The following is a 22,988-nucleotide window of genomic DNA, read 5'->3' as shown; positions in this document are numbered from 1 at the left end:
GCAGCTCAATGAAGCTGCTGCATTTAAAAAGTTAATTACTCCATCAATTCAATTTTTGTCACCCAACTATATACATCTCTCGACTCATATAACGCTGGCAACATGTGCATAAACTTCTTATCAAAAACACTCTTCAATTTGTTATATTTAGGATTATCACTTTTAAAAACCAATGGAAAAACATCATATCTATGAAAGTTAGAAAGGATATCATCTCTAAGATCAGGTTGCTGCTGGAAAATGTATTCTAATGATTCGTGTGTATATTCAAAAGGTACATTATCATCAAATATTATATGTTTTATCCCTTTCTCTGCAGCTTGCTTTATTCTAGGTATTTTATGTTGATGATCATCAAAAAAAACGACAACTTTTTCCCTGTCATCTCCAGTAATCTCTACTTCAATATTTGAAAAATCTTGCCATGTATATTCCACGTCACTCAATCTATATTCAGGTTGAAAAACATCCTGATTTAAAAATTGCCTACTGGCTAAAATCGGATCACTACATACCACTCTAACTCCTGGCAGAGCCTTTCTTATAATCCAAGTGGAAAAACCCCTCCAAGTTCCTATTTCAAAAACAAGCTCAGGCTTAGGGTTCATCTCTCTTAAAAAGTAGAACAGAGAAAATGCTCCTTGACAGTTTAGCCCATTATTATTTTCAAAAGGCCTTGATTCCCAAATGCGCTCCCATTCTATAGCCAACTCAATAACTTTATCGCCTACCACGAAAACCTCTTCTTTTTAATTAAAATTATCTTCCAACTCCCAAATATGCTACTCCTACTCTATTAGCATTTTCAGGCTCATATAAATTCCTTCCATCCACCACAACAGGAAAGCGCAGCTCTTTTTTCAGCCACTTCAGGTCCACCGCCCTGAATTCTTTCCATTCGGTACAGATCACCAGGGCATCGGCATTTTTTACCGCATCTGCTTTATTCTCACACAAACGGAGCTTGCTCTGGTTGTGGGTTGATTGCAGTTGTGCTGAATATAACCGCCGGCATTCATCCATGGCCTTGGGATCATAGGCCTGTACATTTGCGCCTGTTTGCCATAGCGCTTCCATCAGCACCCGGCTGGGGGCTTCACGCATGTCGTCTGTGCCCGGTTTGAACGCCAGCCCCCAGATGGCAATGGTTTTGCCGGCCAGATCTCCGTTAAAGGCATTACTCAGCTTTTCAAACAAGACGGTTTTTTGGCGCTCGTTTACTGCCTCAACGGCTCGCAGCAGCTGGCTGGGTTGATCAAGCTGCTCGGCGGTGCGGCACAGTGCGCGCACATCTTTGGGAAAGCAGGAGCCGCCATAGCCGCAGCCCGGGTAGATAAAGTGATAACCAATGCGAGGATCGCTGCCAATGCCCTGGCGTACTTCTTCTATGTCTACCTGCAGGTGTTCGGCCAGGTTGGCCATTTCGTTCATAAAGCTGATTTTGGTGGCCAGCATGGCATTGGCGGCATATTTGGTCAGCTCGGCGGCGCGCACACCCATAAACATGAGTTTGTCGCGGTTACGGTTGTAGGGGCCGTAGCATTCCTGCATGGCGTTTTTTACCCAGTCCGATTGGGTGCCCACTATAATGCGCGGCCCCCGGGTAAAGTCTTCTATAGCACAGCCTTCTTTCATGAACTCAGGGTTGGAGCACACTTCAAAGTGCAGGCTTGAGCCTCGTTTTTTCAGTTGCTCATATACCACTGCGGTTACTTTATCGGCTGTGCCCACCGGCACGGTCGACTTGTTAACGATGATTTTGGGCGCTTGCATATACCGGCCTATGCTGTCTGCCACCTGCAGCACATATTGCAGATCGGCGCTGCCGTCTTCATCGGGGGGCGTTCCCACGGCAATAAACAGCATGTCTCCGGCATTAACTGCAGCCTGAGTGTCACTGGTGAAAATGAGCCTGCCCGCGGCTGTGTTGGCGGCTACCAGCTCTTTAAGACCCGGCTCATAAATGGGCATATGGCCGTTATTAAGGCGATGAATGCGCTCGGGGTTGGTGTCCATGCACATCACTGAATGCCCCACATCGGCCAGGCAGGCCGCCGCCACCAGCCCCACATAACCCGAGCCAAAAACAGTGATGTTCATGAAATAGCCTTTGAATTTAGTGTCAAAACGATGATTCTATAATGCAAAAAATGGGCCAGCAGGATGCAGATCAGAGAAGCAAAGGTGTCGCATATAGCATGATTTGCCCCGTTACCACGGGGGCGGGAGTGACCTTAGCGTAACCGGGCAAGATTCTGGTCAATGCAGTCCTGGATGGTGCGCAGGGTCTCGTGAGTAATTACCTGTGAGTACATATTATTGGCGATGGCCGTAAACCGGCTGGCCACCTCACAAATATGGTCAATTGTTCTGCCGGCAACGTCCTGGGGCATCTCGGCCTCTTCGGCAAGCCGAAGCAGGTGCGTGCGGGAAATGCCCTGGGCCTCCCCCATCACGTCCATCTGGTGATATCCACCCGGGCCCTCGCAGAAGGTCACGTCGTAAGCCGGTGCCAGTCTCCAGCGGCCATTCTGCGACATAATGTAGGCGAAGTTCTTGGGATGATCGTCTCTGTTATTGAAGGCAACATTGAAAACAGCACGCTCAAAGGCCAGCGCCATCTCTCGCACATCGTTGGTACATAGCTGCGTTGCCCGCAAAAAGTTGACATAGTCCAGGACCCCCGGTGTCTGGTAATTGGCACTGGTAAAGGCAGCGAGACTTTGCATGGGGATGCGCAAACCATCCTTTCGATCAAAGCGCTTGCTGGCAAATGCCGCCAAGCCGTTGGGCAGAGAGAAATACTGCGTATCCGGCGTCTCGATACCGCACAGGCGCAGACACTCGGCGTAGACCATCTCAATCGCGCACACCTCGGCATGCTCTTCTTTGGCCGGGAACTTAACCAGCCAGGCTTCAAAACCTGGCGTAACGGCGGTGGTAAACGAATTGGTTTCAGGATTGCGATAAACCAGAGCCTTCGGCCTTGCACCTTGAGGAGAGCCGCCCACCAACAGCAAGGTCTGCAGGAACTCGCCACCTTCTCCCTGGAGCACTTCCCGCACGTCAGCGGCAAGCTGTGCCAGCGGAATATGGACGTCTGATGTTTGCCCTTCGGGCACCACGGGTTCAAACGTCATAGCCCCCATCCTAAATGGCTAGGGTACTCCCTCCGAAGGAGGAGGGAGGGGAATAGCCAAAGGTGCGTAGCACCTTAAATGGGTCTGTCCTGCTGCTCGATGTATTGCTTTATCACGGTCAAGGGAGCGCCGCCACAGGTTCCAGCAAAGTAGCTTCTGCTCCACAACACGTTTTTGCCAAACGCGCCGGCTATGTCATTAAACTCCCGGCGCAATCGGCGTGAGCTGACAGCTTTGAGCGAATTGACCAGTTTGGCCACGCCGGGAGTTTTAGGAGACATGGCAATGAGCAGATGGCAGTGATCGCTTTCTCCGTTAAATTCTTTTAGCTCTGCATCAAACCCTTCACACAATTCTCTGAAGGTGGCTTCCAGACTTTGCAGGTGCAATGTACCAAACACTTTCCGCCGGTATTTGGTGACAAAGACGATGTGAAGATGCAGGGAGTAGCAACTGTGACGCCTCTTATTATAATTACACACTGATATTGACCTTTTATGGTTGGCTTCCTACTATATGCTCATTATACGTAAACACACTGATCTGTCATGTTGATACGCAAAGCCTACAAATACAGACTGGAGCCTACCGCCGAACAAGCGGCGCGGCTCGCTGTGCTTTGCGGTCACGCCCGATTTGTATGGAATCACGGGTTGCGTCACTGCCTTGAACAACTTGACCAAGGCAAGAAGATCCCCAGCGCCTTTGAGCTGAACAAGCTCATTACGCAGTGGAAAAAACAGGATGATTTGTCTTGGCTGAAGGAAGCCTATACGGACAACTTGCAGCAAAAGCTGAAAGACCTGCACGGCGCATGGGTGCGCTATTTTGATAAGTCGCTGGCGGCTGAAAAGCCGCGCTTCAAAAAGAAAGGGAAAAATCAGGACGCGATCCGCTTCGTCAACTTCAACAAGTATTGTCAGCTAGACGGTAAGCGCGTGAAACTGCCCGGAAAACTGGGGTGGCTGACGTTCCGCAAATCCCGTCAGGTGCATGGCATCATCAAGAACTGCACGGTCAGCCACAAGTCTGGCCACTGGTATATTGCCTTTCAGGTTGAGCAAGAGGTCACCGTCCCCTTTCACCCGTCAACATCCGCCGTGGGAGTGGATGCAGGCATAGCCCGCTTCATTACGTTGTCGGACGGCTCGTACCTGAAACCACTTAATGCTTTTCGTAAGCATGAGAAGCGCCTTGCTATCGAGCAGCGCAAGCTGTCACGCAAAGTTAAGTTCTCTGCCAATTGGAAAAAACAACAAGCCAAGGTTCAGAAAGTTCACACCCGTATTGCCAACTGCCGCAACGACTACTTGCACAAGGCTTCAACCAAAATCAGCAAAAACCACGCAATGATTGCGATTGAAGACCTTCGTGTTTCTAATATGTCGAAATCAGCCAAGGGCAATGTGGAGCAACACGGAACGAACGTCAAAGCCAAGTCAGGACTAAACAAATCAATCCTCGATCAAGGCTGGTATGAGTTCCGAAGACAGCTTGAGTACAAGCAGCATTGGCAGGGTGGTATGGTGGTGGCGGTTCCTGCCCACCACACCAGCCAGACCTGCCCAAGCTGTGGTCATGTATCAAAGGAAAACCGACGGACTCAGGCGCGTTTCAAGTGTATCGAATGTGACTACACCAACAACGCGGATCTCGTCGGTGCGTTAAATGTTCTTGAGCGGGGACACCGCTTGTTAGCCTGTGGAGAGTCGGCGTTAGTCGCTCAATGAAGCAGGAACTTGCACCTGAAGTAATTTAGGTGCACCCAGTAACGGGAATCCCCCACCGAATCAGGTGGGGGAGGATGTCAACGCTCCCCCCAACCCTCGTAAAAGACGTTCACTTGCTCAGGCATTGCCGCGCTTCCTTTTTATACGGAGACGCCTGGCGCTGTTTTCGTAGCGCCGAATGTCCTCAATGCTGTCCAGCTTTGGCAGGAACAGAGCTTCAAGCTCTTTGGTTCGGCCAAGGGCCATGGCTACCCGGACCACACTCTCAAACCCGACATTGCGCCCGGCTTCCAGGTTGGACAAGGTATTGGTGCCAATGCCGGCACGCCCGGCCAACTCCGCCTGAGTCATCTCCAACGCCAGCCGCTCTGTGCGCAGGCGCTTGCAAAGCCGCTTAACGACCTCACCTGGCTTACTGAAGCTTAAATCCAACATAGTGTGCCCCAAGGCTGCTTTCCGTCAGTTAACTCACAAAATTATAGAATTAACGGATTGTTAGAGCAACGCAGTGTAACTTTTGTTTTTAGTGGATTAAGCATGGTTTGCCGCGGGTAAACCACGGCCTACAGGTGCCGCTTGCGGTAAGTGGCGAGCGCGGCTTTTGGGCCGGGTATGATACACTCAAGCCCAGTCAGGCCGGCAGGAGAGCATAATGACCAAGCGCAAGTTGCCCATAGGGATACAGACCTTCGGGGAAATCATCTCCGGGGGCTATTACTATGTGGACAAGACCCCCTATATTCATCAGTTGATCGAGCAGGGCAAATACTACTTTCTCTCCCGCCCCCGCCGTTTTGGCAAAAGCCTGCTACTCGACACTCTGCACCAGCTGTTTGAGGCCAGAGAGCCCTTGTTTCGGGGGCTGTTTATTCACGACAAGTGGGACTGGTCTCGCCCCCGGCCGGTGATCCGGCTGGGATTTGGTCGTGGCGTGATGAGAAACCGCGAAGAGCTGGATGCCCACATTCGTTACCTGCTGCGCACCAACCGTGAGCGTTTGAAGGTTGCCACCGGCCAGGCGGAAGATATTTCTTCAGAGTTTGCCGAGCTTATTCGCAAAACCCAGGAGCAGTATGGCGAGCAGGTGGCGGTGCTGATCGACGAATACGACAAACCGATTCTGGATAACATCACCAATGCCCCTGTGGCCACCGAACTGAGGGAAGGGCTGAAAAACCTCTATTCGGTGCTGAAGGATGCGGATCCGCACCTGTGCTTCTGCCTGCTAACCGGCGTCTCCAAGTTCAGCAAGGTGAGCTTGTTTTCGGGGCTGAACAACCTGAACGACATCAGCCTGGACGCGCCCTACAGCGCCATTTGCGGTTATACCGAGCAGGATGTGAGCACCGTATTTACCCCCGAGCTAACGGGTCTGGACCGGGAACAGATTAAAACCTGGTACAACGGCTACAACTGGGGCGGCGAGTCGGTATACAACCCTTTTGATGTGCTGCTATTGCTGCAAAAGCGCGAGTTTCGCCCTTACTGGTTTGAAACCGCCACCCCCACCTTTTTGATCAATGTGCTGGCGGAGCGAGGGCTTTACAGCCCGCAGCTCAGCCGGATGAACGCCCGGGAAGCGCTGCTGTCCCGTTTTGACGTGAACAATATCAGCACCGAAGCCCTGATGTTCCAGACCGGTTATCTCACCATTAAAAAAGCCGAAGAGCTGTTACCCGGACGAACCGTCTATCAGCTGGGTTTTCCCAACCTGGAGGTTGAGACCAGCCTTAACGAAGCGTTGTTGCCGGCGCTCGGGGCAGAGAACATGTTTACCGACGATCTGTTAATTACTCTGCCCGGCTTGTTGAGAAACAACGACTTCACCGGCCTGGAGCAGCACTTTCGTTCGCTGTTCGCTGCCCTGCCCCACGACTGGTATCGCAACAACCCTATTGCCCGTTACGAGGGGCATTATGCCAGCGTGTTTTACAGCCATATGGCGGCACTGGGATTCAGGATAACGGTGGAAGATGCCTCCAATGCCGGCAAGGTGGACATGACGCTGGAGTTTAACGGTCATGTTTATCTGTTTGAGTTCAAGGTGGTTGAGCAGGTGCCCGAAGGTAGCGCCCTGCAGCAGCTGAAAGACAGAGGCTATGCAGAAAAATACCGGGCCTCGAGCCAGCCCATTCATTTAATTGGGGTGGAGTTCTCCCGCGAGCAGCGCCAGGTGGTGGCGTTTGAGCAAGAAACGATTGAGGTGAGATAGCCAATGCGTTTATCTGAACAACAGCAAGTGCTGATATGCCAGGCACTGAAAAAACACTTCGGTGAGCAAAGCCGGATCTGGCTGTTTGGCTCACGCGTGGATGATAACGCCAGGGGTGGCGATATCGACCTTTATATCGAGCCGGAAGTGCAAAGCCCGGCCGGCATTGTGGATGCCCGCATTGCTGCCATGGTGGACATTTACCGGCAGCTGGGTGAGCAAAAAATCGATTTGGTGATCAACCGGTTCGCCGGCCCTCAGCTGGCGATTTATGATGTGGCCAAAGAGAATGGAGTGGAGCTTAAGTGAATACTCAGGAAGCATTTAAAGGCTGTTTAGACATCTGCCATACTCACGCAGAACGATTGCGCTGGGCCATGCAAACTCTGGCACCTTTGTATCCTTTTACTACCGAAAAACTTGGTAGCCTGAGCGCCGTGGATCTGGCGGTTATGGATCAGTTTATTGTGCGTTTCTCCAAGCTGCAGGATGCCATGGGAGCGAAGCTGCTGCCGGGCATACTGGAGCTGACCAAGGAGCAAGGCGCGCTGAACACCTTTATCGACAAGCTTAACCGGCTGGAAAAAATAGGCGCTATCGAAAGCGTTCAGTGCTGGCTGGCATTAAGAGAAATGCGTAATCAGTTCGCCCATGACTATCCGCAGGACAGCGAAATACAGGCCAACCTGCTGACCAAAGCCTTTGATATGGCAAAGCAACTGTTGAATATTCTGGAAAGCGCAGAGAAATTTGCCGAGGGTTATCTTTAAATAATTTTAACGGTGCATATGGCATGGATTCCGGCTCAAAGGCCGGAATGACGGGGTGATGCCCCCCCCTGATTTATTCAGCAATGGTGGCGAACTCTTCATATCCTGCCCCAATAAATTGGGGCCTACAGGTTGCCCGTAGTTCTACCGCGAGCAGCGACAGGTGGTGGCCTTTAAGCAAGAAACGATTGAGGTGAAATTCAGGACAAAGCCTTAAGCACATGCTTGGGGTCGCGCTCAATGGCCCGTAGCAAAGCCTTGGCGGGCCCGGTGGGCTCACGCCGGCCCTGCTCCCAGTTACGCAATGTACCCACATTTACATCAATCAGTTTGGCAAAGCGCTGCTGGGTCAGGCCGGTATTCTTGCGAATAGCCTTGACCTTGACGGCATCTACCACCCTTTCACGGGAAGGCTGACGCTCCCCTTTAACAATTTCACCCATCTGGGTCATGCTCTCGACCAGGCGGCCAAACAATTCGTTATCCATGACTCCACCCCTCGTTGATAGTACGCAGAACCTTCTTCTGCTCTGGTGTTAAATCGTCTTGTATGCCTTTTTTGTAGATTAGTATCATCCTGATCTGGCTGTCGGCACTAACGTGGTAGTAGATCACCCTTACTCCACCTCGCTTACCCTTTCCCTGAGCGCTCCAGCGCACTTTTCTGAGCCCGCCAGTGTCCTGAATCACCGGGCCGGCCTGAGGATGATTGGCCAAATGTTCCTGCAGAGCACGGTACTCGTCATCCAGCAACAGCTCTTTTACATCAGCAGTAAAAATCGGAGTTTCGATAAAAATCATCAGCTACGTCAATGGCGTACTTTAATGCTTATTGTGCGAGTTAATCTTGCATAACACAAGCACAGAAAAACAGCAGAGTGTGGGAACGAGAGAGAGAACCAGGGTTGCCGCTTTGCGGCAAATTGCGGGCGGGCCGCCCGCGCTCCATTACTCGTGCTGCTCCAGCAGTTCAATAAGCCCGTCTTCATCCATAATGGTTACCCCAAGCTCCTGGGCCTTGGTGAGCTTGGAGCCGGCGGCTTCACCGGCCACCAGCACGCTGGTTTTGGCGGAGACGGAGCCGGCTACCTTGGCACCCAGTGCCTGCAGCGCGGCTTTGGCCTCGTTGCGGGGCATGCGGCTTAAGGTGCCGGTCAGCACAAAGGTCTGGCCCGCCAGCGGCTGGGCATCGGCTTGGGGGGCTTCCATTTTCGGCCAGGTCAGGCCGCAGCCGCCCTGCTCTTTGGGCGCAACCAAGGCGTCCACCACTTCCCGGTTATGAGGCTGGCGAAAGAAGTAGTAGATGTGCTTGGCCACGATCTCACCCACGTCCGGCACTTCAATGAGCTTGTCCACCTCGGCGTTCATCACAGATTCAAGCTCCAGAAAGTGCCGGGCCAGGTTGTTGGCGGTGGCCTCACCCACTTCACGAATGCCCAGGGCATAGAGAAAGCGTGGCAGCGTGGTGGTGCGCGCCTTGTCAAAGGCGGCCAGCAGTTTGGCCGCCGACTTCTCGCCCATGCGCTCCAGCCCCATCAGGGTGTGCTGATCGAGGTGAAACAAATCCGCCGGGGTCTTTACCAGCTCATGGTCTACCAGCTGCTCCACCAGTTTGGTGCCCAGGCCTTCTATATCCAGTGCCTTACGAGAAGCAAAATGACGTAACGCCTCTTTGCGCTGAGCGGCGCAAATAAGCCCGCCGGTGCAGCGGGCCACGGCTTCGCCTTCAATGCGTTCTATGTCGGAGTCACACACAGGGCACTGAGCGGGAAAGGTTATCTCTCGCGCCGTGTCGGGGCGGCGCTCAAGCACCACGCCCACCACCTGAGGGATCACGTCACCGGCGCGGCGAATAATCACGGTATCGCCAATTTTTACTCCCAGACGGGCAATTTCATCGGCATTGTGCAGAGTGGCGTTGGACACGGTCACCCCCGCTACCGATACGGGCTTGAGCTTGGCCACCGGGGTTATGGCACCGGTGCGGCCTACCTGAAACTCCACGTTCAGCAGCTCGGTCAGCTCTTCCTGGGCCGGAAACTTGTGTGCGGTGGCCCAGCGCGGTGCCCGGGCTACAAAGCCCAGCTCAGCCTGCAGCGCCAGCTCGTCTACCTTGTAGACCACGCCGTCTATTTCGTAGGGCAGCTGATCCCGCCGCGCCAGAATATCGTCGTGATAAGCCTGGCAGCCTTCCCGGCCGCTCACCCGTTTTACTTCCGGGCTTACCGGCAGGCCCCAGCCTTTCAGGGTTTGCAGAATATCAAAGTGGCGCTCGCCCAGGGGCTCGCCGTCCACAAGGCCGGTGCCGTAGCAGTAAAAGGCCAGCGGCCGGCTGGCGGTAATTTTGGAGTCGAGCTGGCGCAGACTGCCGGCGGCGGCATTGCGGGGGTTGGCAAACACCTTGCCCCCTTCCGCCAGGGCGCGCTGGTTCATTTGTTCAAAACCGGCTTTGGGCATATAGACTTCGCCGCGCACTTCCAGCCGTTCGGGCCAGCCTTGGCCACGCAAATTCAGCGGCACGGCGCGTATGGTGCGCACGTTTTCGGTAATGCCCTCGCCGGTGGTGCCATCGCCCCGGGTGGCGGCCTGCACCAGCCGGCCTCGCTCATACACCAGGCTCACTGCCAGACCGTCCAGCTTGGGCTCGCAGCAGAAGGTCAGCGCCTCGCTGCGGCCCAGGCGGTCGAGCAGCCGTTTTTCAAAGGCGGCCAGCTCATCTTCACTGAATACGTTATCCAGCGAGAGCATGGGCATGGCATGCTGAATTTCCGGAAAGGCCGAGACCGGCGCGCTACCCACCCGCTGGCTGGGAGAAGAAGCGTCCAGCCACTCGGGGTGCTCGCTTTCAAGCGCCAGCAGCTCGCGCATGCAGCGGTCATATTCCGCATCGGGCACGCTGGGCGCGTCTTCCACGTAATATTGATAGTTCCAGGTGTTGAGTTGTTCGCGCAGGGCGAGCAGGCGGGCGTGGGCGTTGTTCATCAATGGGTTCCGCTTAAACAAAAAGTGCGGCTGATGCCGCACTTTGACTTTCAAGGTAGTAAGTTATTGTGCCTGGCTGTCGTAGTCGCGCAGCTGTTCGCGACAGTGGGCCAGATAATCCGGGCTTACCGGTGAGCGCTCCACATCAAACAGCAGGGCGTCCAGCTCTTCGGCCAGGTTCTCGGCAGTCTGCACCATCAGGTTGAACTGGTTTTTGGCCATGCCCGGGCGGGGCAGCTGCATAAAGATGGATACACCGGGGGTGCTGAAGCCGGTCATTTCCTTGGGATTAAAGGTGCCGGGTTTTACCATGTTGATCAAGCTGAACAGCACCTGGCCTTGCCCTGCCGGGGTCTGGTGATGATGAAAAATATCCATGTCACCAAAGTGAAAGCCGTTGTTGGTCAGTGCGCGCATCAGGGCATTGCCGTCAATCTGCTGATTCGGCCGGGCCATCAGGTTGATGACGTAAACGTCCTGCCAGGTGCGGGGTACTTCCCGCAACGGGGCCTGTGGCTCTGGCTCGGGCAGCACTTCCGGCTCGGCCGGCGGCGCTTGCTCTATCGTTTGTTCAGGCTCTTGCGGCCCGGCATCAGCCTGTGCTTCTTCCGCTGCGGGCTCACGTTTGGCAACCGGCTCATCAAACAGGGGATCAAACTCATCTTCCGGCTCGGGTTCGGGCTGTCGGTTTTGTACCACAGGCTTGGGCTCCGCAGTTACCACCGGCTGCTCGTCATCTTCATCGTCCAGCGCAGAAAAATGTGGCTCTTCCCGCTTGGGTGCCGGCTCTTGCTTTGCCGCCGTGGCATTCTTCTGGCCGGCAACTACCCGCACCTGACCAATGCCGTCCTGATCGAAACTGTCTTCCGATCCGGGCTCTGAAGCTACCTTCCCCATGGGTTTGTTGCGCATGGATGGCTGACGGTCTTTTTTACTGCTCCATAATCCATGGATCAGCAGGGCGGCAATCGCCATGGCGCCCAGAATAATCAAGATAACTCGCAAGTCCTGCATTATCGTGTCTCTAATAGGGGGTTCCCAATACTGCGACAAGGGTATGTTTACCATTACAATTTGACAAGTGCCTGACTGGCCCAGAGTCCACAAAATATTGACGTTTTTGCCCGTGATGCCGCCATTGGCATGAAAAATACGCTGCGACAGCCACTTTCGCGCGTCTGTTTTTGCTGATGTGGCACGCTGGCAGCCAGCACCTCCCTTCTTTAGAATAAGCGCTTCATTTTATGGTGAGGATTGTTATGTCGGTCAGTTATCACAGCGCCAGCGGGCCACAATATCTGATGAAGGGGCTCTCCCTTATCAGTGAGCGGGATTTACGTCCTTTTGTATTAATTCCGCTGCTGGTTAATCTGCTGCTGTTTGGCGGCGCTTTCTATTATCTGTTTACTCAGCTGGAAGTGATGTTCACCTGGCTGGAAGAGCAGACCCCGGATTATCTGCACTGGCTGGGCTATGTGCTGTGGCCGCTGGCACTGGTCACCATAGCGGTGGGCTTTTCGTTTGTGTTTACCGGCTTTGCCAATATGCTGGCCGCTCCGTTCAACGGCCTGCTGGCAGAGCGGGTAGAGCTGAAACTCACCGGCAATCCGGTGCCCGACAGCGGCTGGCTGGACCTGATTAAAGACACACCCCGCATGCTGGGCAGAGAGTGGCGCAAAATGACCTACTACCTGCCCCGGGCGCTGGGCTGCCTGTTATTATTTCTGGTACCCGTTGTGGGCCAGACGCTGGCACCACTGGTATGGTTTGCCTTCAGCGCCTGGATGATGGCCATTCAGTACTGTGATTACCCCTTTGATAACCACAAAATCGACTTTACCTTGATGCAGCGGGAGCTGGGCAGCAAGCGCCGGCTTACCTGGGGGTTTGGTGCCAGCGTCACACTGTGCTCCAGCCTGCCCTTTATCAACCTGCTGGTGATGCCGGTGGCAGTGTGCGGTGCTACTGCGTTATGGGTAGATCATTTTTACCAGCTGCGTACCGGGCCGGTATCCAGGTGAACAAAGTTGGAGCCGGGATAATAACCCACCCCTCCCACGGCCAGCTGTTTAGCGGCGTTGCGCACATGCGCCAGCTCTATGCCGGGCAGGCGCAGATCAATGGCCTGACCTTTCATGTGGTAGCTTTTTTTGGCCACGCCCGAGCTTTTGCTGCGCAGCATGGCGTTGGTGGCGGGAGAACGGTAACCGGAGATGATCTGAATCTCGCCCTGCTTGCCCAGACGGTGCTGCAGCAAAAACAGCTGATCAAACAGTCTGGGATCAATGCGGTGCACCTCGTTGCTGCGAAAGTCGCGCATAACCTTGTTGAATGATGCCAGGCTGTCGCCTATGTAATGACCTTTTTCCCAGAAGCTGGCGCTTATTTTTTCGCCGGTATGAAGGTTATGCAGGCTCAGCGTGCGTACCGGAGCCGACAGGCTGGCCTGTGCCGGGCTGGCCATCATGGCGGCAGCTCCCAAGCCTCCCAACCCCAGTAAAAAACGACGACGATCCACAGAGCGCGACAACATATAACCTCCTATAAGCGCACAAAGAAAGCCGGACCGGCCGTAAAGAGCAATGTAAACTCTTCACCGGCCGGTCCGGCAGGATTAATTTTCGCGGATAAAAATTACCCCCATTAACAGCAGGGATCAATTACCATTAGTTATAAGGGCATGGATGTTAGCCCCATCAGACTCATTTGTTCTTGCTGCAGGCTGCTTTTAAAGGGGTTGGCCAGTCGGCGGTCAAACTCGTAGATATCATCCCTGAACTGAGGCAAGTCTCCGTTGGCCAGCCAGCCGCGCCAATACACCATAAATACCGGTAACGGCTCTTTCACTTTTAACCAGCGGGTGCGCTTGGCGGCTTTAAGCTGCGCCAGCCGCTCACGGGAGATGGTGGCATCAAGCAGCCAGTGCGCCAGCTGCTCGGCATTTTCTACCCGCACACACCCGGAGCTGAGCGCCCGGCTGTCGCGGGAGAACAAGCCGCGAGACGGGGTGTCGTGCAGATAAATGGCATCGTTATTGGGCAGGTGAAATTTCCAGGCACCCAGCGCATTGCTGGCACCGGGCTTTTGCCGCAGGCGAAACGGAAAACGGTTTTCCATATAGAGCACATATTGCCACTCTTCACCGGGCACCACCCTGCCGGCACTGTCGATCACCTCAAAACCCATGCGCGAGATATAACCCGGATCGCGATAGAGTCTGGGCACTATGTCTTTGGTCATAATGGAGTGCGGCACATTCCAGGGCGGATTAACCACCACGTTGGTAATGCTGCTGTGCATAATGGGCGTTTTACGGCTGTTGCGGCCCACTATTACATCGCTTTCCAGCACCATGACCTGATCCTGATATAACCGCAGCCGGTATTCGGGAATATTTACCAGCATATAAGAGCTGGGCAGGCTGTCGCCTATCAGGGTACGCAACATGCTGCGCATGAGCAGCTGCGCCCGGTGACGCGGGCTGGTGTCGAGCCAGTGGTAAGTGCGCGGTCCCACTACGCCGTCTGTGGTCAGGCCATGACGGGCCTGAAACGCCTTGATGGACTGCTCAAGACTACTGTCAAACAGCGCAGGCTGCAGCGACGGGGCTTCGGCCATGTCACCCAGCCGTTGCAGGCGCTGGCGCAGCTGCGCCACCCGCGAGCCCTGATCACCGGGCCGCAAGGTGGCTCCGGCCAGTGCTGGCCAGGGTTCGTCAGCCATGGCCAGCAGCCGGGCCAGTTGCAGCTGTAACTGCTCATAATCATTGAACGCCGGCATAATCTGCTGGATCAGTTGCCGGCGACCGCCGGCTTCAGCGGGGCTGGCTGCCGCCTGATGCAGCTGCTCCATTTCACCCTGATTTGTGGAAAGTATGAGTTTTTGCGTGCGCAGATATTGCCGGTCTTCAAATTCCAGCGCTGCCCATTCGCGCCAAAAGGCAGCCAGGGACAGCCAGAGCTCATCATCGGCGGCTTCCGAGGCAGTGTCAGCAGTGACCGCTTTTTGCCAGCGCTCGGTAATGCCACTGTGCACATCCGCAAGAGACAGCTCCAACCCCAGCTGATGCAGTTGCAGGCGGGCATCGGGCTCCTGTTGCCAGGTAGCGGCCTGGGGAGCAAAGCTGAATAAACATAAACTGCATACCCAGCTTAAAATAATGGTTCTTTTCATTGTTCAATCCCGGTACTCGACTTGTTGCTGAAAACCTGTAAAGGCCAGCATTGTGATGTTTATGAATGACTTTAAGACAAGCAGGCAGCAAAAATCTTGCTTCCAGCTTAAAAAACGGCGTGACAATGATCACATGTAAGGTGAACGCCGCCTTGGCCAACCTGAAAGGAATATGATTTTATCATTTAATAACATATTGTTATAACAAATCGTCACTTCTCATTCCTGGCGGAAGGGTTAAGCTGAGACGGTACTTCACTTTTTCGTTATTTACATCAGGGACAGCCACCATGAGCAAAATTTTTGAAGACAACTCCCTTACTATTGGCCACACACCGCTGGTTAAACTGAACCGGGTTAGCCAGGGCCGGGTATTGGCCAAGGTAGAAAGCCGTAACCCCAGCTTCAGCATTAAGTGCCGCATTGGTGCCAACATGATCTGGGACGCTGAAAAGCGTGGTGAGCTGGTGGCCGGCAAAGAGCTGATTGAACCCACCAGCGGCAACACCGGTATTGCTCTGGCCTTTGTGGCGGCGTCTCGTGGTTATGCCATTACCCTGACCATGCCCAACACCATGAGCCTGGAGCGCCGCCAGCTGCTGAAAGCCCTGGGAGCCAACCTGGTGCTGACCGACGGAGCCAAGGGCATGAAGGGTGCCATTGAAAAAGCCATGGAGCTGAAAGAGTCTCAGCCGGAAAAATACGTGCTGCTGCAGCAGTTCAACAACCCGGCCAACCCGGAAATTCACGAAAAAACCACCGGCCCCGAGATCTGGGAAGACACAGACGGCGAAGTGGATGTGTTTGTGGCCGGCGTGGGCACCGGCGGCACCCTCACTGGTGTATCCCGCTATATCAAGCACACCAAGGGCAAGGCCATTACTACCGTTGCAGTAGAGCCGGTAGAGTCTCCGGTGATTGCTCAGGCCCTGGCCGGTGACGAAATCAAACCCGGCCCGCACAAAATTCAGGGCATTGGTGCCGGCTTTATTCCCGGCAACCTGGATCTGTCTCTGGTAGACCGCGTAGAGCAGGTGACCAGCGAAGAAGCCATCGACATGGCCCGCCGCCTGATGAAAGACGAAGGCATTCTGGCCGGCATCAGCTCCGGTGCGGCCGTAGTGGCTGCTAACCGCATTGCCGCTCTGCCAGAGTTTGCCGACAAGAACATTGTGGTGATTCTGCCCAGCTCCGGTGAGCGCTATTTGAGCACAGCGCTGTTCCAGGGTCTGTTTACCGATCAGGAGTTGCAGCAGTAATTAGCAGTTACCCTTTAAAGGCGCCTCAAGGCGCCTTTTTTGATGGCTGTTTATTCGCTTTATGGCCGTGCTATCATCATCGAGTGAATCCTTCAGGAGCTGAGACAATGGGTCTGTTCGATAAACTGAAAAAAATGGTGTCTGACGATACCAATGTTGCCGATGCCATTGAGGTGTTTGCCCCGCTTTCTGGTGAAATTGTCCCCCTTGAGGAAGTGCCGGATGTGGTGTTTGCCGAAAAAATTGTGGGTGATGGCCTGGCCATTAAACCCAGCGGCAACAAAATGGTGGCTCCCTGCGATGGCACCATTGGCAAGATTTTTGAAACCAACCACGCTTTTTCTATTGAGTCCGATTCGGGTCTGGAGCTGTTTGTGCATTTTGGCATCGACACGGTAGAGCTGAAAGGCGAAGGCTTTACTCGCATAGCTCAGGAAGGTCAGCAGGTAAAAAAAGGCGATACCATTTTGGAGTTTGATCTGGATTTGCTGGAGCAAAAAGCCAAATCCACGCTGACGCCGGTGGTGATTTCCAATATGGACGAGGTCAAAAAGCTTGAGAAAAAAAGCGGCATTGTGAATGTCGCCGACGACGTGATTTTGCAAGTGTGGAAGTAACCCATGCTTGGCTGGCTGAAAAATCTGTTTAGTTCACACGCGCCTGCAGGGCCCCGCTTTGAGCCGGTGGAGTACAAGGGATTCACCATTATTCCCGAGCCCGGTGCCGAAGGCGGACAATATCGTCTGCAGGGTCGCATTGTGCAGCAGCATAATGGTGAACCGCGCGAATACCGGCTGATCAGAGCCGATTTGCTGCCCAGTGCCGAACTGGCTGCCGAGCTGATGATTGCCAAAGCCCGGCGGCTGATAGACGAAAACGGTGAGCGGCTGTTTGACTGACTGGCCCGGCTTTTGCCGGCAATTGAACAGGCTGGGTGAGCGTCGCCTGCTGGTGCTGAGCGGCGATGCTCACTGGGCACAAGCGCAGGCACAACGCCTGCTGCCAGCATGTAATGACACCCACCTCTGGCTGGGAGCAGCTCCTGCCGAACAGCCCCACTGCCCCATCAGCAAATATCACAGCGCTCTTGGGCGGGAATATTCTCTGCTGGTGTTCAATGCCTTCAGCGGTTTGCATCCCGATGCACTGGGGGCTGCTGGCGGTGCCTTGGCCGCCGGCGGCATGCTGCTGCTGCTGTGCCCGCCGCTGGCGCACTGGCCTGAGTCTGGCTGCCCGGATCTGCGTCGCTATGTGGCTCTGCCCGAGCAGGCAGACCACCTTTACAGTCATTTTATTGCCCGTTTTGTACGCCTGTTGCAGGCAAATACCGATGTGTTAATTCACCGTCAGGGGCAGCCGTTCAATCTGCCAATCCTCCATCCGGGCCCGCGCTGGCAATGCCAGCCAGACCGCAATGGCTGCCTGAATGCACAACAACGCCATGCCCTGGCGGTGATACTGCACAGCGCCCGCCAACGGGTTCCTGTGGTGCTGACCGCCGACCGGGGCCGGGGCAAGTCCAGCCTGCTGGGGCGCGTTGCTGAACGCTGGTTGCAGGCGGGTAAAGAAGTGGTGTTAACCGCTCCAAGCCCGGGCGCGGCCGTTCAGGCGCAAACCCATTGCAGCCGGCTCCTGCCCTTTACAGCACCGGATGCGCTGCTGCAAACAAAGCCCGATGCTGATCTGGTGCTGGTGGATGAAGCGGCCGCCATTCCGGTGCCCATGCTGCTGGCCCTGGCACGGCAATATACCTGTGTGTTTGCCAGCACAGAGCACGGCTATGAAGGCACCGGCCTTGGCTTTACGCTTAAATTTCAGCCGGCACTGGCAGCTTTGTTTCCGCGCTGGCGCAAGCTGCACCTTGATATTCCTGCCCGCTGGAGCATCTCGGATCCGCTGGAGCCGCTGCTGTTTACCCTGCTGGCCCTGAATGCGGAGCCGCCAATGCCGCCCACCACAGGCGCGCTGGCCATTCGCGCCCTGAGCCGGACTGATCTGCTGCAACATGATGCCCCGCTGGAGCAGCTGTTTGGTCTGCTTACTCTGGCTCATTATCAGACTCGCCCCAGTGATCTGCGCCAGCTGCTGGATGCGCCCGGCGTGACGGTAGTCGCTGCATTTCGCGGTGAAATACCGGTGGCAGCAGTGTTGGTAATACGGGAAGGTGAGCTGGAGCCGCAGCTGGCCAGCGCTATCTGGCGTGGCCAGCGCCGCCCGCGCGGGCACTTGCTGCCGCAGTCACTGGCATTTCATGGTGGCCATTATGATGCCTGTCGCTTCCGCTATGACCGTATTATGCGCATTGTGGTACATCCGGCCTGCCAGGGCATGGGCGTTGGTTCACAACTGCTTGACTGGCTGAAACAGCATGCCAGCTGCGATTTTCTGGGTACCAGCTTTGGTGCCAGCCCGGAGTTGATGGCATTTTGGCAGCAAAATCAGTTTTCGCTGGTACGCATGGGGCTGAATACTGATGGCGTCAGCGGCCTAAAGGCAGCCATGATGCTCTGGCCGGCAAGCTCACAGGCCCGGGCCATGCTGCCAATATGGCAGCAGCAGTTTATGGCCGACCACCAGCCAAAAAGTACAGACACAGTGTTGCCACAGGATGGGCAACGGGCCCATGACCTGGCTTTTTATCACAGAGACTGGCATGCCGACTGCCCTGCCCTGCGCCGCTTTGTTACTCATACCCTTCCCCGGACGCCATTAACCGGATTTCAGCAACAACTGCTGCAGGCCGCCCTGCAGCCCGGTGCCGAACCCGCCAAACTGGCCAGCCGGTTTGGCTACTCCGGGCACAAAAGTGTGATCACGGCATTAAGACACATTATGCAGTGTTATTTTTAGCTGGCTTTAATGTTCTGAATGGGTCTAGTCTTAGGCGGCATCAATTCAATAATGACATTATTAACTTTCAGGAGTGACACCGATGGAATGGATCACCTCACTGCTTACCTCCATTAACGGCGTGGTATGGGGCGTGCCCATGCTGGTGGGTATTCTCGGTCTGGGCCTTTATCTGCAACTGGGTATGGGGCTGATGCCCATTCGCAAGCTGGGCACCGGCTTTAAACTGTTGTTCAGCAAAACCGAAACGGGTGCCGGCGAAATTTCACCTTTCAACGCCCTGATGACGGCACTCTCAGCCACCATAGGAACCGGCAACATAGCCGGTGTGGCCACGGCCATTTTCTTTGGTGGCCCGGGTGCTCTGTTCTGGATGTGGATGACGGCCCTGGTAGGCATGGCCACCAAATATGCCGAGGCGGTGTGTGCGGTGAAATACCGCGAGACCGATAAACTGGGCAACCATGTGGGTGGCCCCATGTATTACATCCGTAACGGCTTGGGTGCGAAATGGGCCTGGCTGGGTGTGGCCTTTGCCATCTTTGGCGGCATTGCCGGCTTTGGCATTGGTAATACGGTACAGGCCAACTCGGTTGCCGATGCGCTGGATGCCTCTTTTGGTATTTCTCACACCATGACAGGTGTGGTGCTGATGGTACTGGTGGGCATGGTACTGATTGGCGGCATTCGCTGGATTTCGGAAGTGGCCGGCAAGCTGGTGCCGCTGATGACAGTCGCCTACTTTGCGGCCGGTATTGTGGTCTTGATCATGAACATTGGCGAGATCCCCGCCGCTTTTGTCATGATTGTTGAGCACGCCTTTACTCCCATTGCTGCTCAGGGTGGCTTTGCCGGTGCGGCAGTATGGGCGGCCATTCGCTTTGGTGTGGCCCGTGGGGTGTTCTCGAACGAAGCAGGTCTGGGCAGTGCCCCCATTGCTCATGCGGCTGCCAAAACCGACAATCCGGTGCGTCAGGGCCTGATTGCCATGCTGGGCACCTTTATCGATACCATTATTGTGTGTTCGGTAACCGGCCTTGCCATTATTGTAACCGGCAGCTGGACCAGTGGTGAGGCCGGCGCCTCGCTCACTACCCTGGCGTTTTCGCTGGCCATTCCCGGCGGCGAATATATCGTCTCAGTGGCGCTCGCGATCTTCGCCTTTACCACCATTCTGGGCTGGAGTTTCTACGGCGAAAAATGCGTGCAGTTTTTGTTTGGTGTGAAAGCCATAGTGCCCTTTCGCATTGCCTGGGTGCTGGCATTGCCGATTGGTGCCACTCAGTCACTGGAATTTATCTGGCTGATGGCCGACACCATGAACGCCATGATGGCCATTCCCAACCTGATTGCCCTGGCCCTGCTGAGTCCGGTAGTGTTCAGGCTCACCAAAGAGTATTTTGCCCGGCAGAAATAAAACCTGGGGATTAGAAGCAGTAGTGACAGCGCCGCGGATTATCGCGGCGTTTGTTTTGCTATACTGGCCGCAGCTTGTTTTCAGGACTCGTTTTATGCACTCACATCCCCATTATTCCCAGAGCGACATTCAGGCTCTGTGCGCTGATTTTCCGCTATTGAACACACTAATGGCACTGACGCCGGTCAGCTGGTTCAACCCCGAACGCCAGCCACTGGATCAGGCTCTTGCCGGTGTGGGCCTGACCGCCGACGATGCGGCCGATGCAGCAGCCCGCCTGAGCCGCTTTGCGCCTTTTTTTGAAGCGGTGTTTGCCGATACCCGGCCACTGAATGGCATTCTGGAGTCACCGCTGCAGCCCATTACCGCCATGCAAGACGCCATGAATGCCCGGCTGAGCCATGAGCTTGCCGGCACCCTGCTGCTGAAGCGGGATGATCTGCTGCCGGTGTCCGGCTCCATCAAGGCCAGGGGCGGCATTTATGAAGTGCTGCACCATGCTGAAAAGCTGGCACTGAAGGCTGGCCTGCTGAGCCTGAACGATAATTACGCCAGACTCGACAGCGACGAATTCCGGGCGTTTTTTGGCCGCTATTCCATTGCCGTGGGCTCCACCGGCAATCTGGGCCTGTCGATAGGCATTATCAGTGCAAAACTGGGCTTTAAGGTGAGCGTGCACATGTCGGCGGATGCGCGGGAGTGGAAGAAGGAATTACTGCGCAGCCATGGCGTGAATGTGGTGGAATATCAAAGTGACTATTCAGTGGCAGTGGCTCAGGGCAGAGCCGAGGCACAAAACGATCCTTACTGTCATTTTGTTGACGATGAAAACTCGGTACAGCTGTTTCTGGGTTATGCGGTAGCTGGCCTGCGCTTGAAGGCCCAACTGGATCAGCAACACATTAAAGTGGATAAAGAACACCCGCTGTTTGTGTATCTGCCCTGTGGTGTGGGCGGGGGTCCGGGCGGCGTGGCTTTTGGCCTTAAGCTGGCTTTTGGTGATGCGGTGCACTGTGTATTTGCCGAGCCCACCCACTCGCCCTGCATGCTGCTGGGAGTCTATACCGGTTTGCACGACGCCATTTCGGTGCAGGACCTGGGCATTGATAATATTACCGCCGCCGATGGGCTGGCGGTGGGCCGGGCATCCGGCTTTGTGGGCCGGGTCATGGCCCCGCTGCTGGATGGTTTTTATACACTGTCGGATGAAGAGATGTTCAGCCTGCTCAGGTTACTGGAACAGCAAGAAGGCATTCGCCTTGAGCCCTCGGCTCTGGCCGGCATGCCCGGCCCCTGGCGGGTAGAAAACGACAACTCCGGCTATAAAACCCGCATGAACCTGACCGCAGCCCGCCTGGCCCGCGCCCACCATCTGGTCTGGGCCACCGGCGGCGGCATGGTACCCGCGGAAGAAATGGACAAATACCTGAACACAAAGCCGTAAGCTATCAGCTATCAGTTGTTCTGTTAGGGCCTTCCGATACGAGGTGGTGCCTGAAGTTTCTGTGTGGTTTGTACAATGGATTCTGGCCTTCGCCAGAATGACGATATATTCACCGTCGCTCCGGCGCAGGCCGGAGCCCATCAAGCAAACAGCTTGTACCAAACAGGCACACCTCAAAAACCACTACTCCACTTAAAGCTGATCGCTTACCGCTTACCGCTCCCCGAAGGGGTCGTCAGAACCAGCCGCTGTTAAGGTCATCCTTGCAGCTCCAATACTGCTCGGAATAGCGCTTGGCGCGGGCTTCTACCATGCGCGACACCCCCAGCAGCCAGCGCTTTTTCAGGTGACTGCCGCGGCGGTAGCCGGTCCAGCCTTCGTGATAATTAAGATACTGACCGTAGGCATCCCATTTTGAGATGCCGTTCAGCCTGCTGGTTTTGCTCATATACCAGCCCATAAAGTCCATGGCATCATCAAAGTCGTCCCGGTCGGCCCAGCCGTTACCGGTTTCCCGCCGGTAGTCGGCCCAGGTTTCATCCTTGGCCTGCGCATAGCCATAGGCACTGGATGCCCGGCCATAGGGAATAAATAAAAACCAGCGTACCGGTGGCCGGGCATCGTGGCGAAAACTGCTTTCCTGATACATCATGGCCATGGTCACATGAGCAGGCACACCCCATTTTTTGCGTGTGTTGTCGGCTGCATCATGCCAGTCGGGGTATTGCTCGAAAATACGGCATATATTTTCAGGGTGTTTGGGGGGTGCCGTGGCACAACCCGCCAGCAAAATGGCCGCCAGCCCAAGGCCGGCAAGTCGAAGAATTCCGGGCATGAAGATGTCCTGTGTTAAGCCAGCCTCAAATAGTGCCTGCGACGCCGTCTCTTTTCCACACCTCTTGCTCATCACCCTTCACTCAATATTATTTAATCACTCTTAATGCATAACTATCTTTTGTAAGGCTTTCGGTCAGGCAGTAGAATGCGGCTAGGCTATGATTGTGGCATTTG

At 55.0% G+C, this 22,988-nt stretch carries 23 protein-coding genes; 11 read left to right on the top strand and 12 right to left on the bottom strand.

Features of this window, described 5'->3' with window-relative positions; all coding sequences use genetic code 11:
• Positions 1-35 precede the first annotated feature (35 nt).
• The 4 genes from N2M06_RS04950 to tnpA all read right to left on the bottom strand — a co-directional run bounded on the left by N2M06_RS04950 (position 36) and on the right by tnpA (position 3,628).
• Entirely contained in the window at positions 36-734 is a 699-nt protein-coding gene (locus N2M06_RS04950; protein ID WP_346351802.1) for a hypothetical protein, read from the bottom strand.
• A gap of 25 nt (positions 735-759) precedes the next feature.
• Positions 760-2,100: a UDP-glucose/GDP-mannose dehydrogenase family protein gene (locus N2M06_RS04945; protein WP_346351801.1), complete on the bottom strand. Its 1,341-nt coding sequence runs from the start codon at positions 2,098-2,100 to the stop codon at positions 760-762.
• Between the two features lie 134 nt (positions 2,101-2,234).
• Positions 2,235-3,140: a HipA domain-containing protein gene (locus tag N2M06_RS04940; RefSeq protein WP_346351800.1), complete on the bottom strand. Its 906-nt coding sequence runs from the start codon at positions 3,138-3,140 to the stop codon at positions 2,235-2,237.
• Positions 3,141-3,214: 74 nt separating this feature from the next.
• Positions 3,215-3,628, bottom strand: a complete 414-nt coding sequence (gene tnpA / locus N2M06_RS04935) for an IS200/IS605 family transposase (RefSeq protein ID WP_346352153.1) — start codon at positions 3,626-3,628, stop codon at positions 3,215-3,217.
• Between the two features lie 60 nt (positions 3,629-3,688).
• On the opposite strand from tnpA, the gene N2M06_RS04930 reads away from it, so the two are divergent.
• The gene (locus N2M06_RS04930) at positions 3,689-4,870 is read left to right on the top strand and encodes a transposase (protein WP_346351799.1); all 1,182 of its coding nucleotides are present in this window, start codon (positions 3,689-3,691) and stop codon (positions 4,868-4,870) included.
• Between the two features lie 117 nt (positions 4,871-4,987).
• Here the strand turns inward: N2M06_RS04930 and N2M06_RS04925 are convergent, their stop codons facing one another.
• Positions 4,988-5,305 carry a helix-turn-helix transcriptional regulator gene (locus tag N2M06_RS04925; protein ID WP_346351798.1) on the bottom strand — a complete coding sequence of 106 codons (318 nt, stop codon included), beginning with the start codon at positions 5,303-5,305 and terminating at the stop codon, positions 4,988-4,990.
• A gap of 217 nt (positions 5,306-5,522) precedes the next feature.
• Here N2M06_RS04925 and N2M06_RS04920 point away from each other — a divergent pair, with 217 nt between their 5' ends.
• The 3 genes from N2M06_RS04920 to N2M06_RS04910 are packed head-to-tail and all read left to right on the top strand — an operon-like array spanning position 5,523 to position 7,852.
• Positions 5,523-7,082 (top strand): ATP-binding protein, encoded by a 1,560-nt coding sequence (locus tag N2M06_RS04920; protein WP_346351797.1) that lies wholly within the window; start codon positions 5,523-5,525, stop codon positions 7,080-7,082.
• A gap of 3 nt (positions 7,083-7,085) precedes the next feature.
• A complete protein-coding gene (locus tag N2M06_RS04915) occupies positions 7,086-7,391 on the top strand; it encodes a nucleotidyltransferase domain-containing protein (RefSeq protein WP_346351796.1) in 306 nt (101 codons plus the stop codon).
• Positions 7,388-7,852, top strand: a complete 465-nt coding sequence (locus tag N2M06_RS04910) for a hypothetical protein (RefSeq protein ID WP_346351795.1) — start codon at positions 7,388-7,390, stop codon at positions 7,850-7,852. The genes N2M06_RS04915 and N2M06_RS04910 overlap by 4 nt, the downstream gene beginning before the upstream one ends.
• Positions 7,853-8,052: 200 nt before the next feature.
• Here the strand turns inward: N2M06_RS04910 and N2M06_RS04905 are convergent, their stop codons facing one another.
• The 4 genes from N2M06_RS04905 to zipA all read right to left on the bottom strand — a co-directional run bounded on the left by N2M06_RS04905 (position 8,053) and on the right by zipA (position 11,848).
• Positions 8,053-8,340 (bottom strand): helix-turn-helix domain-containing protein, encoded by a 288-nt coding sequence (locus N2M06_RS04905; RefSeq protein ID WP_317073993.1) that lies wholly within the window; start codon positions 8,338-8,340, stop codon positions 8,053-8,055.
• Positions 8,333-8,653: a hypothetical protein gene (locus tag N2M06_RS04900; protein ID WP_346351794.1), complete on the bottom strand. Its 321-nt coding sequence runs from the start codon at positions 8,651-8,653 to the stop codon at positions 8,333-8,335. The genes N2M06_RS04905 and N2M06_RS04900 overlap by 8 nt, the downstream gene beginning before the upstream one ends.
• A gap of 147 nt (positions 8,654-8,800) precedes the next feature.
• The gene (gene ligA, locus N2M06_RS04895; protein ID WP_346351793.1) at positions 8,801-10,834 is read right to left on the bottom strand and encodes an NAD-dependent DNA ligase LigA; all 2,034 of its coding nucleotides are present in this window, start codon (positions 10,832-10,834) and stop codon (positions 8,801-8,803) included.
• A 63-nt stretch (positions 10,835-10,897) separates the two neighbouring features.
• Positions 10,898-11,848 carry a cell division protein ZipA gene (zipA, locus tag N2M06_RS04890; protein WP_346351792.1) on the bottom strand — a complete coding sequence of 317 codons (951 nt, stop codon included), beginning with the start codon at positions 11,846-11,848 and terminating at the stop codon, positions 10,898-10,900.
• A gap of 245 nt (positions 11,849-12,093) precedes the next feature.
• Between zipA and cysZ the strand changes: the two genes are divergently transcribed.
• Entirely contained in the window at positions 12,094-12,855 is a 762-nt protein-coding gene (gene cysZ, locus N2M06_RS04885) for a sulfate transporter CysZ (RefSeq protein ID WP_317073989.1), read from the top strand.
• Here the strand turns inward: cysZ and N2M06_RS04880 are convergent.
• Both N2M06_RS04880 and N2M06_RS04875 read right to left on the bottom strand, forming a co-directional pair.
• On the bottom strand, positions 12,822-13,367 hold the full coding sequence (locus N2M06_RS04880; RefSeq protein WP_019933539.1) for a DUF882 domain-containing protein: 546 nt from the start codon (positions 13,365-13,367) through the stop codon (positions 12,822-12,824). The two genes, cysZ and N2M06_RS04880, sit on opposite strands and share 34 nt — an antisense overlap.
• A 137-nt stretch (positions 13,368-13,504) precedes the next feature.
• Positions 13,505-15,007 (bottom strand): L,D-transpeptidase family protein, encoded by a 1,503-nt coding sequence (locus N2M06_RS04875; RefSeq protein WP_346351791.1) that lies wholly within the window; start codon positions 15,005-15,007, stop codon positions 13,505-13,507.
• Positions 15,008-15,297: 290 nt separating this feature from the next.
• Between N2M06_RS04875 and cysK the strand changes: the two genes are divergently transcribed.
• From cysK to dsdA, 6 genes are all read left to right on the top strand, one after another.
• Positions 15,298-16,266: a cysteine synthase A gene (gene cysK, locus N2M06_RS04870; RefSeq protein ID WP_346351790.1), complete on the top strand. Its 969-nt coding sequence runs from the start codon at positions 15,298-15,300 to the stop codon at positions 16,264-16,266.
• A 107-nt stretch (positions 16,267-16,373) separates the two neighbouring features.
• Positions 16,374-16,883, top strand: coding sequence for a PTS glucose transporter subunit IIA (crr, locus tag N2M06_RS04865; RefSeq protein WP_346351789.1), 510 nt, complete (start codon positions 16,374-16,376; stop codon positions 16,881-16,883).
• 3 nt (positions 16,884-16,886) lie between these two features.
• Complete coding sequence (locus N2M06_RS04860; RefSeq protein ID WP_346351788.1) at positions 16,887-17,165, top strand: HlyU family transcriptional regulator; 279 nt, start codon at positions 16,887-16,889, stop codon at positions 17,163-17,165.
• Entirely contained in the window at positions 17,158-19,116 is a 1,959-nt protein-coding gene (locus N2M06_RS04855) for a GNAT family N-acetyltransferase (protein WP_346351787.1), read from the top strand. The genes N2M06_RS04860 and N2M06_RS04855 overlap by 8 nt, the downstream gene beginning before the upstream one ends.
• A gap of 82 nt (positions 19,117-19,198) precedes the next feature.
• Entirely contained in the window at positions 19,199-20,533 is a 1,335-nt protein-coding gene (locus N2M06_RS04850; protein WP_019933533.1) for a sodium:alanine symporter family protein, read from the top strand.
• 94 nt (positions 20,534-20,627) lie between these two features.
• Complete coding sequence (gene dsdA, locus N2M06_RS04845) at positions 20,628-21,977, top strand: D-serine ammonia-lyase (protein WP_346351786.1); 1,350 nt, start codon at positions 20,628-20,630, stop codon at positions 21,975-21,977.
• A gap of 235 nt (positions 21,978-22,212) precedes the next feature.
• Here the strand turns inward: dsdA and N2M06_RS04840 are convergent, their stop codons facing one another.
• Positions 22,213-22,812, bottom strand: coding sequence for a hypothetical protein (locus N2M06_RS04840; protein ID WP_346351785.1), 600 nt, complete (start codon positions 22,810-22,812; stop codon positions 22,213-22,215).
• Positions 22,813-22,988: the final 176 nt, after the last annotated feature.

This window comes from Oceanimonas sp. AH20CE76 (genome assembly GCF_039654065.1).
GTDB lineage: Bacteria > Pseudomonadota > Gammaproteobacteria > Enterobacterales > Aeromonadaceae > Oceanimonas > Oceanimonas smirnovii.
Note: the sequence above shows the minus strand (reverse complement) of the source record. Positions and strands in the feature narration are given on the sequence as shown.

Coding starts and splice junctions, on each gene's coding strand:
- N2M06_RS04940 (WP_346351800.1), bottom strand. CDS start 3,140: ATGACGTTTGAACCCGTGGTGCCCGAAGGGCAAACATCAGACGTCCAT.
- N2M06_RS04925 (WP_346351798.1), bottom strand. CDS start 5,305: ATGTTGGATTTAAGCTTCAGTAAGCCAGGTGAGGTCGTTAAGCGGCTT.
- dsdA (WP_346351786.1), top strand. CDS start 20,628: ATGCACTCACATCCCCATTATTCCCAGAGCGACATTCAGGCTCTGTGC.
- N2M06_RS04880 (WP_019933539.1), bottom strand. CDS start 13,367: ATGTTGTCGCGCTCTGTGGATCGTCGTCGTTTTTTACTGGGGTTGGGA.
- ligA (WP_346351793.1), bottom strand. CDS start 10,834: ATGAACAACGCCCACGCCCGCCTGCTCGCCCTGCGCGAACAACTCAAC.
- zipA (WP_346351792.1), bottom strand. CDS start 11,848: ATGCAGGACTTGCGAGTTATCTTGATTATTCTGGGCGCCATGGCGATT.
- N2M06_RS04930 (WP_346351799.1), top strand. CDS start 3,689: ATGTTGATACGCAAAGCCTACAAATACAGACTGGAGCCTACCGCCGAA.
- N2M06_RS04860 (WP_346351788.1), top strand. CDS start 16,887: ATGCTTGGCTGGCTGAAAAATCTGTTTAGTTCACACGCGCCTGCAGGG.
- N2M06_RS04840 (WP_346351785.1), bottom strand. CDS start 22,812: ATGCCCGGAATTCTTCGACTTGCCGGCCTTGGGCTGGCGGCCATTTTG.
- cysZ (WP_317073989.1), top strand. CDS start 12,094: ATGTCGGTCAGTTATCACAGCGCCAGCGGGCCACAATATCTGATGAAG.
- N2M06_RS04920 (WP_346351797.1), top strand. CDS start 5,523: ATGACCAAGCGCAAGTTGCCCATAGGGATACAGACCTTCGGGGAAATC.
- N2M06_RS04875 (WP_346351791.1), bottom strand. CDS start 15,007: ATGAAAAGAACCATTATTTTAAGCTGGGTATGCAGTTTATGTTTATTC.
- N2M06_RS04850 (WP_019933533.1), top strand. CDS start 19,199: ATGGAATGGATCACCTCACTGCTTACCTCCATTAACGGCGTGGTATGG.
- cysK (WP_346351790.1), top strand. CDS start 15,298: ATGAGCAAAATTTTTGAAGACAACTCCCTTACTATTGGCCACACACCG.
- crr (WP_346351789.1), top strand. CDS start 16,374: ATGGGTCTGTTCGATAAACTGAAAAAAATGGTGTCTGACGATACCAAT.
- N2M06_RS04945 (WP_346351801.1), bottom strand. CDS start 2,100: ATGAACATCACTGTTTTTGGCTCGGGTTATGTGGGGCTGGTGGCGGCG.
- N2M06_RS04905 (WP_317073993.1), bottom strand. CDS start 8,340: ATGGATAACGAATTGTTTGGCCGCCTGGTCGAGAGCATGACCCAGATG.
- N2M06_RS04915 (WP_346351796.1), top strand. CDS start 7,086: ATGCGTTTATCTGAACAACAGCAAGTGCTGATATGCCAGGCACTGAAA.
- N2M06_RS04900 (WP_346351794.1), bottom strand. CDS start 8,653: ATGATTTTTATCGAAACTCCGATTTTTACTGCTGATGTAAAAGAGCTG.